At 47.0% G+C, this 13091-nt stretch carries 8 protein-coding genes; 1 reads left to right on the top strand and 7 read right to left on the bottom strand.

All coding sequences use genetic code 11. The annotated features are described in order from the left end of the window. Nucleotides 1-108 precede the first annotated feature (108 nt). On the bottom strand, nt 109-918 hold the full coding sequence (locus D0A34_08510; protein ID UNU18909.1) for a hypothetical protein: 810 nt from the start codon (nt 916-918) through the stop codon (nt 109-111). 18 nt (nt 919-936) lie between these two features. On the opposite strand from D0A34_08510, the gene D0A34_08505 reads away from it, so the two are divergent. After that, nucleotides 937-1785 carry a DUF3598 family protein gene (locus tag D0A34_08505; protein ID UNU18908.1) on the top strand — a complete coding sequence of 283 codons (849 nt, stop codon included), beginning with the start codon at nt 937-939 and terminating at the stop codon, nt 1783-1785. A 96-nt stretch (nt 1786-1881) separates the two neighbouring features. Here the strand turns inward: D0A34_08505 and D0A34_08500 are convergent, their stop codons facing one another. From D0A34_08500 to D0A34_08475, 6 genes are all read right to left on the bottom strand, one after another. Then, the gene (locus tag D0A34_08500; GenBank protein ID UNU22222.1) at nt 1882-2544 is read right to left on the bottom strand and encodes a GIY-YIG nuclease family protein; all 663 of its coding nucleotides are present in this window, start codon (nt 2542-2544) and stop codon (nt 1882-1884) included. Between the two features lie 158 nt (nt 2545-2702). Continuing rightward, the gene (locus tag D0A34_08495) at nt 2703-3566 is read right to left on the bottom strand and encodes an aldo/keto reductase (GenBank protein UNU18907.1); all 864 of its coding nucleotides are present in this window, start codon (nt 3564-3566) and stop codon (nt 2703-2705) included. 225 nt (nt 3567-3791) lie between these two features. Beyond that, complete coding sequence (locus tag D0A34_08490) at nt 3792-4574, bottom strand: ABC transporter permease (GenBank protein UNU18906.1); 783 nt, start codon at nt 4572-4574, stop codon at nt 3792-3794. 664 nt (nt 4575-5238) lie between these two features. Beyond that, nucleotides 5239-6828 carry a glycoside hydrolase family 57 protein gene (locus D0A34_08485; GenBank protein ID UNU18905.1) on the bottom strand — a complete coding sequence of 530 codons (1590 nt, stop codon included), beginning with the start codon at nt 6826-6828 and terminating at the stop codon, nt 5239-5241. A 338-nt stretch (nt 6829-7166) separates the two neighbouring features. Continuing rightward, nucleotides 7167-8825, bottom strand: a complete 1659-nt coding sequence (gene ltrA, locus D0A34_08480) for a group II intron reverse transcriptase/maturase (GenBank protein ID UNU18904.1) — start codon at nt 8823-8825, stop codon at nt 7167-7169. Nucleotides 8826-9712: 887 nt separating this feature from the next. Continuing rightward, a complete protein-coding gene (locus D0A34_08475; protein UNU18903.1) occupies nt 9713-12922 on the bottom strand; it encodes an EAL domain-containing protein in 3210 nt (1069 codons plus the stop codon). Nucleotides 12923-13091 lie beyond the last annotated feature (169 nt).

The raw sequence follows: 13091 nt of genomic DNA, 5'->3' as shown, positions 1-13091 counted from the left end.
TGACTTACCCACTCCGCCAAAGAAACCGGGTTTTTTACGCAATCTCCTGATGCCAACAAAGTATTTTCGTAAAAATCCGGTTTCTGAGTACCCATGCGTAAGTCCTATTTAATTGTTAGTTTCAAAAAGCAATTGCACGATCGCTCCGCATTCCAATTTTAATACTGATTGAGCGCTGCCGCCATTAACGGCAATTTCTAGCCAACCGTCAGAACCAGTTATGGCAATTAAATGGCCCGGTTCGCTGTCGCTGTAGGTTTTACCGCTGGGGACGCGAATTGCATCAGAACTATTGCTAATTGTCAATGACCAATTGTTACCTATAATGCAATCATTGGGGATATTAGTAATTAAGTTGCCAAAGCGATCGACATATTGAACACAGCCTTCTATACCTGTGGCTGTAACGGCACAATTTGGTATCTCTAACTGCACTAAACTTGCAGGGTCGAGATCCTCTCCCAAGTCTTCCAACGCCACCCCGTTGGCCAAGTGAGCGCCCGCAGCAGCGAAAATATCGCGACCGTGGAAAGTGCTGCTGGGTTGAGGTGTGCGCCAGTATTTGGGGTTGGTGAGTTCGACAGATGCGATCGCACTTTCCCGACTCAACACCCCGCTAAACAACCCGTTATCCGGCCCGACAAGAAAGCAATTAGCACATTTAATCGCAACCCCGCGTCTCTTGCTTCCCACCCCCGGATCGACGACAGCAACGTGTACGGTTTCCGGCGGAAAATAAGCAAAAGCAGTCATCAAACAAAACCTCGCCGCCGCAATATTTTGAGATGGTATTTGGTGCGTAATGTCAATGACTTTTAACTGCGGGTTAATTTGGGCGATCGCACCTTTCATCACTCCCACATAAACATCGCTTAATCCAAAATCAGTAAGCAGAGTTATAATTCTATTTTTAGACATATATCCACAGGTAAGAATATGGTATCACAATGGGAAAACTTTCTGCAAAACTTGGGAGAATGGCACGGTTCCTTCACTCAGATATCACCGCGAGGAGAGGTACTTCAAGATACTCCTAGCATTATTTCTCTTGAAGGTCTAAATGACAACAAAACTGTGCGATTGAAACTCCGTCGCTTTTCCCCAAATCCTAGCGGTGTCGGCGAACCGGAAGTGAGCGAACTTGTTCGAGAATATCAAGCTTTGGGACGAGATATCCTATTTTTTGAGAATGGAGCTTTTTCTCAGGGTACTATTCAGCTAGCGCCTTTTTCTGAGTGCGGTGCTGAGTTTGGTTTCATCTACAATTATCGCCGATTGCGCTTCATTCAGATCTACAATACCGACGGCAATTTATCCAAACTTACCTTAATTCGGGAAAAGCAGCTTGATAAAAATGTGCCCGAACGTCCGCCTTTAACTGTTGACGATTTGCTGGGAGAGTGGCAGGGCGAAGCCGTGAAAATGTATCCAGATGGGCGTTCTCCTGAATTTTATTCTACCAAAATGCAATTGCATTTAGAAAGTAGCGATCGCCTAGTGCATAAAATGACTTTTGGCAGTAATGCTACTGTTATCAGTTCTAGCGCCACCATTGACGGTTCACTTCTGCACTTTAACGAAGGTGCTTCGCCCGTACAAGTTGTACTCCTTCCTGACGGCGGTTCTTGCGCTTTACCTGTCAAGATTGAGTTGAGAAAACCTATATTTTTCGAGGCAGGTTGGTTGGTAGAACCTGACTTGCGGTTTCGGATGATTCGCAGTTACAATGAGCGGGGTGAATGGGTAAGTTTGACTTTAGTTACTGAACGCAAAATTAGTCATTAATTAGTATGGGCTGGTTCACCAACACTCTTTAATTTTCACCAAAAATCTACATAAACCCGCCCCCTTTATGGACGAAAGTTTATGTAGCAGCGAATTTTATTCGCCGGACTTTGTTTCCTGAGTTTGCGATTGAATCACCGCACTCCAGTCATCATTATTAACAGCAGCTTCCAAATCCTTAGCGCGTTCGCCGTCACTTTGGACGGCGGTTTCTAACTCTTTGGTAAGAGTGGAATCTGCCATTGCTTTCCGCAATTTCAGCTTCTTTTCTTCATAAGCTTTTTGTTCCTCCGCAGACATTGCCGATCGCGCTGCTTGGCCTACCGTAGCCGCCCACATTTCGCTTTCAGCACCGTTTCCAGGCGGAATGCTGCCAATGGATGCTATCCAAGCATCCCGCAAACTTTCCATTTCTTCCCGCTTCGGGAATTTGAAAGTTTGCACGCGCAGGAAAGCACAATTTTCTGCGCCATTTTGGGCGATGTGACCGTTGATTGAAAGCAGGATATTTCGCGAATAACCTACATACTGAGTGTTGCGGGAAATGTCCATTACAGCGTAAACGCCGGCGACTTTCGCGTTAGTTGCCAAATCGCGCCATGTATCGATCGACATTACTTGCGTGCCGTCATTTTCTAATTCAGAAATAGCGGCGGCTGCACTGTGTTCAGAGTCGGAACTGTATAAAAAGTTGTGCAGTCCTTCATGGGCGACAGGTACGTTTTGATGTTCAATTGCTACGTCTCGATCGGCATTCACTTGATTAGCTTCCATAAAACCCAATTCCTCAAAAAATGTCAACTTTACTCATTAAATCCCACTTTCAGGGGCGGGCTTGCCGGTCCACCCCAAAATAAAGTTTTGTTTGTGGAACAGGCCGGAAAGCCTGTTCTATTGTTTTTTTTGCCCTTATATACTTAACTTACGGCAATTTGTTGCAATTCCTCGTCAGTCAATTTAACTTCGAGCGCCCGTACAGAGTCCTCAATACTCGATACTTTGGTCGCACCGGGAATCGGAACGACGCAGGGCGATTGAGCCATCAACCAAGCTAATACTATACAGTAAACTGAAACGTTTTTTTCTGCGGCTAATTTGGCGATCGCGGGCATATCTTCTAAGCTGGTGACGCGGCGGCTTCCTCCCAAAGGACTCCAGGGAAAAAATGTCAGTTTTTCGGTTTCGCAATATTCCAGAACGCCGTCTGATTCCGGCTGTCTGTGCCACGGATTGTACTGATTCTGCACGGAGACAACTTCTACTGTATCGCGGGCACGTTTGATCTGCTCTACAGAAAAGTTGGACACTCCTATAAATCGAATCATTCCTGCTTCTACTGCTTCTTTTGCAGGTGCTAGGGCTGCTTCTATGGTATAAGCGGGATCTGGCGAGTGATATTGCCAAAGGTCGATCGGTTTCTGGCCGCCCAATGCTTCAAAACTTTCGCGAATTGTCTGGCGCAAATGATGGGGATTGCCGTTGCGCGTCCATGCACCTTGAGGCCGCATTAAGCCGCCTTTAGTGGCGACAGTAACCGCCCGAGTATCTCCGGTGTACTGTTCCAAAGCTTTGGCAATCAGTTGCTCGTTGTGGTGTTTGTCGGATTCATCTTGACAGTAGGAATCTGCGGTGTCAATTAGGGTGACACCCAAATCGAGGGCGCGGTGAATTACCGCAATTGATTGCGATTCTGGCGGCCGGCTGCTTAAGGACAGGGGCATACCTCCAAGACCGATCGCGCTGATAGTAAAATTACTGTTACCCAGTTTTTTTCTTTTCATTGATTTCCCTTCGTTTGCGTGGTTTATTTCCAGTTTACATTTCAAGGATAGGTTGAAATTTTACATTAATTTAACTATCTAAGTAAATAGAAAGAAATATTTTTTAGATAAGCTGTTTGGCATTTAAAATGTATATTTCAAGTCCCTATTCCCCACGTGTCCAATCCTCTCCCTCTCAAACATAATAGACAATCTAGATCTGCAGCAGCTTACCTACCTACTTAACTAGCTGGAAGCGCTGGTGTAAAAGCGGAGTGCAAATTGCCAGAAGTAGCGGGAGAAAAATAACAGCCCGATCGCCAATATTCCCGCCCCTGCGATCCAAACGATTTCACCTCTCCCCAGCATGGCTTCTGCAGGCACAGTCGTCAAGAAGGCAACGGGAACTACGAAAGTGAAGAAAAATCGATAAGCTGCGGGATAAGCTGCCATTGGAAATCTACCCGCTTCTAACAATCCTTTGAGGACTTCGGTAACATTGTAAATTTTGACAAACCAAATGCTGGTGGCCCCTAACATAAACCATATACTGTAAAGAGTAATAGTTCCGAATAACAGCGGTATTGCTGTTAAAAAATAGTTGCCGATTCCTACTCCCAACTTGTTGGCAGCATACAGCAGCAATACGGTGCCGAAGATTAAATCTGGGATTCCCCAAGGCGAAACTGTGTTTGCAGATAGCCAGAATTGGGAACTGATGGGTTTGAGGAGTACGAAATCGAGAGTACCTTGCTGCACTCGATCGACAATACGGCTGAGATTAGGTGCTAGAAACGTTGACGAAAACCCCTGCAAAATCGTGAAAATACCGAGCACAACTAAAGCCTCTTCCCATGAATAGCCCGCAAACCTGTAGCCGGTACGGTAGAACAAAAACAGCCCAAATAAGCTGCCCGCAAGATTTCCGAGACTGCTGAGAGTCGCGAGGACAAAGTTGATTCGGTATTCTAGTTCCGCTGCGATCGCCGCACCCCAGAACAATTTCAGTACGTGCAAATATCGTCCCATGTTTGTCGCCATTTTTTGCCGTTGAAATACTTAGATTTCATCCTATTGTAAAGCTTGTGTGAAGTTAACTGCGGTACTGGCTGCTCTTTTCACTATAATTTTAAATTATTTATGCCGCTTAGTTAAGTAGTTTTACTAAGACGCATTATTAACTTATCTAACAATATTTAAACAAAAATTACAATTATTAATTTAAGTCAATTTTAAGCCCATATCTTTTGGCAATTATTAAGAATAATTGATCTTTTTACACCAATAATCGCTTCATTGATTGGAAATACTAATGTGTTACAACTCTTAATCTTATAAATATTTGACAAATATAGCAATCCTAAAATTTATAACTCCTGCAAGGATTGCTATATGATAAGAGTTGAGGGTAAAAATACAAGATTAAGGCACCCGGATAGCGCGTATAAAACGAAAAAGTCTTGTTATTCTAAATTAGACAACAACTTTCTAATATATTCAATTCAATTACTAATTCACTATCTAAAATTTGCCGATGTTCCAATTCCGTATCAAAATCAAAGAAATCATTTTCTGCGTCCGCGATCGCATTATAAGTTTATCATACCTTGATTCAGCAGCGCCTAATTTTAATTAACATCCTGTCCCTCCCTTAAGCAGGGCTGGGGGGACAGGATGAAAGGGGAAACGAGACTTAAAGCGGTCGATAAACGCGATAGTTAATTTCAGGGAAAATATTATCAATCTCCTCAACCTTCTCCAACCAACCCGAATCGACTTTGCCTTCTTTCACTTCATCGTAAAGCTTGTGAAAGCGCATTAAGTGCGATCGAGTCCGCCGCACTGCATAGGGCACCATCGTTCCTGTACGCATGATAAATGCCCAGTCAGAAGATTGAGCTAGCAGCACTTCCCGTGCCGCCTGGTTCAAAGCCCGCCACTGCAATTCATCCGCAGGTTCCATGCTTCCCAACTCAATCATCCGTTCCGCTGCTTTGTGCAAGTGCGGGTAAATCCAAGCATTGGTATCGTTGAGCCAATACTCGTGGAAACCCCGGAAACCCCAGCTAGACTGAGAAGGACGGCAAACTTGCTGAGTCGGATTTCCGCGCAAATAATCGGCTAAGTGCGTCATCTCGTAGGTATTTTGGTCGTACCAACTCTTGCGGAACAGGTAATCTAAGAACCAAGGCCCTTCGTACCACCAGTGACCGAAAAGTTCGGCGTCGTAAGGCGAAACAATAATCGGCGGACGCTGCATAATGCCGTTGAGGTGTTCGACTTGGCGTTCCCGGTTGAAAGCAAAGTTGCTGGCGTGTTCGGCTGCTTTTTCCCTTGCCCAGTAAGGATCGTACAACTGTTTATCGCCTAAACCCAATCCACGACCGGTGATTTTGTGATATTTAATCCCGGTATTTTTCCGCTGACCGTTGGGCATGATGTAGGGCTTAATGTAATCGTAGTCAGCTTCCCAGCCCAAATCTTTGTAGAATTCGCGGTATTCGGCGGCCCCTGGATAGCCGACTTCGGAAGACCAAACCTGCTGCGAGGATTCGTGATCCCGGCCGAAGGCTGCGACTCCGCATTCGGTGAAAATTGGGGCGTAGCTGCCGTAGCGGGGACGCGGGCGGGCGTAGAGGATGCCGTGACCGTCTGTGAGAAAGTAGCGGAGGCCTGCGTCGGCTAACATCCGCTCTAAGCCTTCATAGTAGGCGCATTCGGGCAGCCAAATGCCTTTTGGTCTGCGGCCGAAGTTTGCTTCGTAGTTGTCGCAAGCTACTTGAATTTGTGCCCAAACTGCTTCGGGGTACATTTTCATCAGCGGTAGGTAGCCGTGGGTGGCACCGCAGGTGATGATTTCGAGGTTGTTGGTATCTTGGTGTTCTTTGAAGGCTTTGACTAAATCTCGATCGTACTTTTCCCAAAAGTTGCGAACTTGAGAGAAGTGAGCGGCGTAATGTTCTGCTAAATACCGGAGGTGACCGTTGCCGCTGTTGTGTTCGATTTCGAGATCCGCTAATTCTTCGAGTTTAGCCAAGTGGTCGTCGAAGCGGTCTTGCAGCAAGGGGTCGCGCAGCATTGCCACCAAGGGCGGCGTCATGCTCATGGTAATTTTAAAGTCGATGCCGTCGCGTTTGAGCCCTTCAAAGACCTGCAGCAGGGGAATGTAGGTTTCCGCGATCGCCTCAAACAGCCATTCTTCTTCTAAAACATAGTCGCTTTCGGGGTGGCGGACAAAGGGCAGGTGGGCGTGCAGAACGAGTGCGAGGTAGCCAATAGTCATAAAAAAATTCGGTAAGTGGGAAACGAGCGTGTCTTTAGACCTGAGAGGGAAACGGCTAGGCGGTTTGAACCGCCGTGAATCTTTCCATTACACGGGGATTGCTAGATGGGAGTGTACTTTTGTAATGTACTTTCAGTGGGACAATTACCACATCCAACCTCGCAATCGGCGATCGCATAATGTTCGCTCCTCTATGAGAGGGGTAATGTTAGCTTGCGCCTTCGTTAACAGCCGGTACTATATCTAGGACACTGATTGTCGGGTAAGGTTCGAGTGTTGCCACTCTCCCCTCCCCTAAGAACCGTACATGAGACTTTCGCACTCATACGGCTCAAGCCTTACTTCAAGCGAGATTTGCCTTGGGTTTTGTGCATCTGCTTATGACACGAAGAGTGCAGGTGCAGAAGATTTTCCATGTCGTCAGTTCCACCTTCTGCCACAGATACTATGTGATGGGTTTCGATTTCCTCTCCGTTGAATAAAGGTTCGCCACATTCTGAACATTTCCAGTTCTGGTTTTCTGCTATCTTATATAGCTTAGAGCCTTTTTCAAAGCGAGTTTTACCATACTTCTGGTGGCGCTTTTCCCAGTATCCTTTTAGTGAGGGGTTATCGGGACTTGCGTCCCCCTTGACCTTTATATGGCGCTCAATGGCTGTATATGCTATCTGGTAAAGGACAAGTTCTTTGTCCATCCCTCGGCGGTCGCTTGTTGTGCAGGCGAACATCCATTTATTGCCTTTAATGGTTTTGAAGTAGCGCTTTCTTACCCATTTAGCGCTTTTGTTGGGGTGTCTACGCTTTGCCCAACGCCAAAGGTATTGCCATACTCGGTGTGAGATATAGCAGAAGGTTTCTTTGCTTACTACACCTTTATAGTAGTTCGCAAAACCCCTGAGAATTGGATTGAGCTTTTTAATTAGAACTTCCTGTTCTACACCATTCAGGTTTTTGATTTCCTTACCAATTCGTTTACAGAAGGCTAACACCTTCCTTTTGGACGGTTTGATTAGGAGTTTTCCATCGTAGTGCCGGGAGTTGAACCCCAGGAAGTCGAAGCCATCTTCCATTGACGTAATGACCGTCTTCTCAGCACTGAGTTCAAGACCTCGTTCAGACATCCATGCTTGAATTAGGTTCTGGGCAGTTTCGAGACTGTATTTGTCTCTAGCCGTAACGATGAAGTCATCGGCGTATCGTACCACTCCAAGCTTCGGATTGGTGGCTTTTATAAGGCTTTCTAAGCCATGCAAACCGATGTTGGCAAGTAACGGCGAAATAACACCGCCCTGTGGTGTGCCTAGTTCTGTCGGGTTGAATTTCCCTTGGAACACAAAACCCGCTTTTAACCATCCTTTGATGAGTTCTATTTTTGGAAAATTGCTCACCATAGTCAGGATGGATTCATGGGCGATGTTGTCGAAGAATCCCTTGATGTCAGCTTCTAGAACCCAAGTGTCACCGCCTCTATATCCAATTCTTATCCTGTTGAAGCATTGGGCTATAGCATCATGACAGCTTCTTCCCGGTCGGAAACCATACGAGTGTGCCTCGAATACGGCTTCCCATTCGGGTTCTAGTGCGTTCTTTACTATTGCCTGTTCGATTCTGTCGCGCACGGTAGGGATGCCGAGCGGTCGTTTCTTTCCGTTAGGTTTCGGTATTTCCACCCTACGAGTTGGTTTGAGGTTGCCCCCATCCCAATTGTTTACCAGAATCACCCTTTGCTTTGGGGTATTGATTACTTCTTTGTCAATTCCTGCCGTTGCTTTACCTTGATTGGTCTGGGTGATACGTCGAACTGACAGCAGTAAGTTGGCGTAGCTTCGTAACATTAACTTCTGCAAGCTTCGTATCTTACGGAAGTCACCAAGTTTTCTCGCACGAAAGATTCTTTGACGTAGGTTTCTAACGAGCTTGTTAACCTTATACCAATTGATTTGGTTCCAGTCTTCAAGTCGTCTCTTCAGTCCGTTTGTTGTCTCAGAAGACATCATCTAACTTGTCCTTAGATTGGATTCCTTAATCTGGTTTCTTCCGCATAAGACCCAGAGGAAGTCTGCTGTTCCTTTCGGTCAGAAGTAATGTTTCAACCCCTATCTGACTCATTACAAGCCAGCATTCGCTTTTTCCTCCATCCTTTACCCTCCAGAGAGTTCCGTCCTTGTTGCCTCAGACCTACTAAAAGTTATCGACTTCTTTTAGACTCTGTGGGGTTTACCCTGTTGTGTCATTTAGTTTTTCTATCTTCCTTTAGGTGCTATCTATTCTGCGGTGGGTTTTTTGTTCACACGATTCAGAGAGGGGTTAAATCTTGAATCCTTCCACGTACCTTTTGGTTAGAGCCTATCAGCCTTATTTGGCTCTTAGCTTAATGACGCAGTTTAATCGATAGTTAACTTGTTTTCACCATTGGAGATTTTCCCCCTTGCTCCTAACCAGCTTAGGCTGCTAGCTTCGGCTACTTTCGTGGTCTGCACTCCGACTGTTTCGTTACCTACTAGGTCGTGACCAAACTCTTCTTTGAGAGTCTTTTACGTGAGGGTGGAGGGTGTGAATCCTCCAGGGAAGTCGGCTTCCCGTACTAAACGACCATTTCAGGTCGCGCTAACCCAATAAGTCTGTTTAATCCTAAATTTCGCTTGGCAAGGAACTAGCGAGAGCATTCCCTGGTAGGCCTTTAACTCTTACCGTTAACGTAGTACGCAGGTACGCCTCTGGTCAACTATGGTTTAAGTCTTAGGGCCGAAGCAAGCGTGTCTTGAAACCTGGGTCGTTGACAGTGATTTGGATGCCGTAGTTATTAACTGACGCCACTTAGGCACAGCTTTAAAATATTTTAAGATTTTATGCTGAAACGGGACTCACAAAATGCCGTGTTTTTTTAATGGCCTTTCTCTAACAAACTAAATGTCAGCAAATTCTGATTTTCTGCTTGCTGTCGGATTAGGGTTGCTGCTGTTTGAGAGTCTACTGGCTTTGAGAAAAAGAATCCCTGGGCGTACTCACATTTTAACCCTTTTAGTATAGATAGTTGCGAGGCTTCTTCGACTCCTTCGGCTACTACATCCATGCCTAAATTGTGGGACAAAGTAACGATCGACCGCACAATTTCTGTGGGGTCAATGCCTCCTTTACTGAAATCGAACTCACCTCCCATCCTGCTAACAAAAGAGCGGTCTATTTTTAAGGTATTGGTGGGGAAGCGGTGCAGGTAGGAAAGCGATGAATAGCCGGTGCCGAAGTCGTCAATGCACAAGTGTATGTTTCGGGTTCTGAGCTGCACCAGCATTGCTGTTACTGATTCGGAATTTTCTATGAGTACGCTTTCGGTAATTTCTAGTTTTAAACTGCTGCCGTCGAGGTGAGTTTCTGCGAGAACTTGGTCGATATATTCGATTAAATCTGGTTGAGAAAACTGTTTGACAGAAATGTTGACGCTAACGCTTAAGGGGGGGTTGCTGGGAAATAGCTGCTGCCACTGGCGGATTTGGTGGCAAGCTGTGCGAAGTACCCAGCGGCCGAGGGGTACGATCAAGCCGGTTTCTTCGGCGATGGTGATGAATTCACCGGGGGAAACTAAGCCGCGTTCTGGATGCTGCCAGCGCACTAGGGCCTCAAAACTGGTAATTGTGTTAGTGGCGATCGACACGATCGGCTGATAGTGAATAATAAACTGGGGCGCTGCGGATAAGGGAGGTAAGACTGATTCGCAGGATGCGGGAAATTCTTCTTCTCTGGCCGGCTCTCTAATTGATTCGATCGCCCGCCGCAGGTCGTTTTCTAGCTGCAACAGCCGCAAAGCGTGGGCGTGCATGGAACTGTTGAAAACTTCGTGTCGGGCTCTGCCGAGTTCTTTGGCGCGGTACATTGCTGTGTCAGCGTCGCGCAGCAGGGTTGTCGGTTCCAGGTATTCGCCCGAACTCAAAGCTATGCCGATGCTGGCGGTGATAAATACTTCGTGTCCGTCTAGAAGGATAGGGGAGGTGATTTTCTTTTGCAGGCGGTTGACAAGGGTGGTAGCTTCATTGATGCCCTCGATGTCTTCTAACAACAGCACAAACTCGTCTCCTCCGAGGCGGGCCACTGTATCTCCGACCCTCAGACAAGCTTCCAGACGCCGCGCGATCGATACTAGCAGTTGATCGCCGATGGCGTGGCCGAGGGAATCGTTGACTACTTTAAATCTATCTAAATCGAGAAACAGCACCGCAAACAAGTAGTCTTTGCGCCGTTTTGCCATCCTCAGAGCGTGTTCGAGCCGATCGGTAAATAGCGATCGGTTAGGCAATCCGGTGAGGGCGTCGTGAAAAGCATCGTGCAGCAGTTGTTCTTCGGCGAGTTTGCGCTGAGTGATATCGTGACAGTTAATCACAATTCCCTCGACTGCGGGATCGTACAGCAAGTTGGTGGCTACAGCTTCTACATAACACCAGGAACCGTTGCGGTGGCGGACTCGGTACTCAACTGGGGACAGGCTTCTTTTGGGGTTTTCAATGGCTTTGTGGAGGGTTTCGGTGATCGTGGCGCAGTCGTCGGGGTGAACTATTTCTAAGGCGCTGCGGCCGATCGCCTGGTGGGGCGGGTATCCTAAAATTCGCTTGACGGAAGGGCTGATGTAGCGGAATATTCCATCGGCGTCGAGAATGATCGTGATGTCTGTGGCGTTTTCAATCAGCGAGCGAAATCGCTGTTCGCTTTGGCGCAGGGCTGATTCTGCTTGTTTGCGATCGCTGATGTCGAGGGCTACTCCGTCTATAATTACGTCGCCGTTTTCGTTTTTGGAAAATTTAGCGCTGTCTTGCACCCACTTGACCTCCCCAGATCTCAGAACGATGCGGTACTGCCGATCGCACGGCAAAAGAGTCGCTCTTGATGCTGCTACGCGGCTGTCAAACGAGCTTTTGTCGTCTGGATGGATGATTTCGGTCAAGAGTTCCGGGTGCGAAATCACTTCTTCGGCCCCGAACCCAGTAACTTCGCGCACGCCCGGACTGATGTATGGCATGGAAATTGTGCCGTCTGGATGCAGCACAGTGCGGTAGACTGAGCCGGGAATGTTGGCTGCCATTGTGGCTAGCTGCTGCTGGATGCCACAGACTGCTGCTTCGGCGCGCTTGCGTTCTGCGAGTTCGGTTTGGGCTTGTTGGTAAAGTTCGGCTTGGTGGATCGCGATCGCGCACTGATCGGCTATGGCTTTGAGTAGCGACAGTTCTTCGACGCTCCAAGAGCGCGCCCGATCGCACTGATAGAGGCTAATTCCTCCCAAAAATGACCGCTGGTAGAGCAGTGGCGCGATCGCGACGCCGCGAAACCCTACCAACTCTGCTGATTCTTGCAGGGACGGGCAAAGTGTCGATAACTCGTCGATGATCAGGGTTTCCCCGGCCGCTAGCCCGGAGCGGAAGTGTTCGGCCACTTTGCAATTTAGCCCGACAAACCGTTCTCTGTCGGCTGCTTTGCTGATGTAGCGAATTCTGATGCCGCCTTCAGCATCTGGCTGCAAGATGGCGCAGGCGCTGATGTCTAAAGCTTCGTGCAGTTGATCGGCAGTGGTTTGCAGCACTTCGTCGAGTACAAGGGTGAAGCGCATGGCTTGGAGGATGCGGTTGGCGATCGCTTCTCGCTGAGCTTGCCGCTGAATTTGGGCGATCGCTTCTTGTTGCTGGCGCCGCATTTTGTATTCTTGGAGCGATCGTTCTAAGACTGTTGGCAACCTAAACAGCCGCCCTTTTAATACGTAATCGGTCATTCCGGCTTTGATGCACTCAACTGCCGCTTCTTCTCCCAAACTTCCGGTTACTAAAATCAAGGGTATGTCTTGCCCTAATTCCTGCATTAATTTCAATACTTCTAAACCGTTGAAGCCGGGGAGCCGGTAATCTGAGAGTACAGCATCGTACTGGCAATTCTCGAGCAGTTTTCTGCACTCGGTTGCTGTTTCTGCCGTGTCGCACTTAAAATTTACCCCCCCCGATTCTAAGGCGAGCACTATTAATTCCATATCTTCTGCCATGTCTTCGATAATCAACAATTTTAATGTTGATTCCGCTACCATTTTTAGTAGATAGTTGGTCTGATTTATATCTAACATAAGGTATTCGGGAGGTTTTCAACTGGTTATTCGTGTTTTTGCTAGTAATTTTTTAGACTGAGTTTTCTTGTTAATTTTATCTCGATATTTTTAGTTATTTTTAGCAAAATCAATTATATACTCTACTCGCAAGACCTTTATTTAGCGCCAGCAGTCGAGGGCTGACCGA

It is taken from the genome of Microcoleus vaginatus PCC 9802, from assembly GCA_022701275.1.
Lineage (GTDB): Bacteria > Cyanobacteriota > Cyanobacteriia > Cyanobacteriales > Microcoleaceae > Microcoleus > Microcoleus vaginatus_A.
The sequence above is the reverse complement of the archived record's forward strand: the minus strand, read 5'-3'. Positions and strand labels throughout refer to the sequence as shown.

Excerpts from the sequence above, each read along its gene's own strand:
- D0A34_08505 (UNU18908.1), top strand. The coding sequence starts at position 937 with ATGGTATCACAATGGGAAAACTTTCTGCAAAACTTGGGAGAATGGCAC.
- D0A34_08475 (UNU18903.1), bottom strand. The coding sequence starts at position 12,922 with ATGTTAGATATAAATCAGACCAACTATCTACTAAAAATGGTAGCGGAA.
- D0A34_08510 (UNU18909.1), bottom strand. The coding sequence starts at position 918 with ATGTCTAAAAATAGAATTATAACTCTGCTTACTGATTTTGGATTAAGC.
- D0A34_08490 (UNU18906.1), bottom strand. The coding sequence starts at position 4,574 with ATGGGACGATATTTGCACGTACTGAAATTGTTCTGGGGTGCGGCGATC.
- ltrA (UNU18904.1), bottom strand. The coding sequence starts at position 8,825 with ATGATGTCTTCTGAGACAACAAACGGACTGAAGAGACGACTTGAAGAC.
- D0A34_08495 (UNU18907.1), bottom strand. The coding sequence starts at position 3,566 with ATGAAAAGAAAAAAACTGGGTAACAGTAATTTTACTATCAGCGCGATC.
- D0A34_08485 (UNU18905.1), bottom strand. The coding sequence starts at position 6,828 with ATGACTATTGGCTACCTCGCACTCGTTCTGCACGCCCACCTGCCCTTT.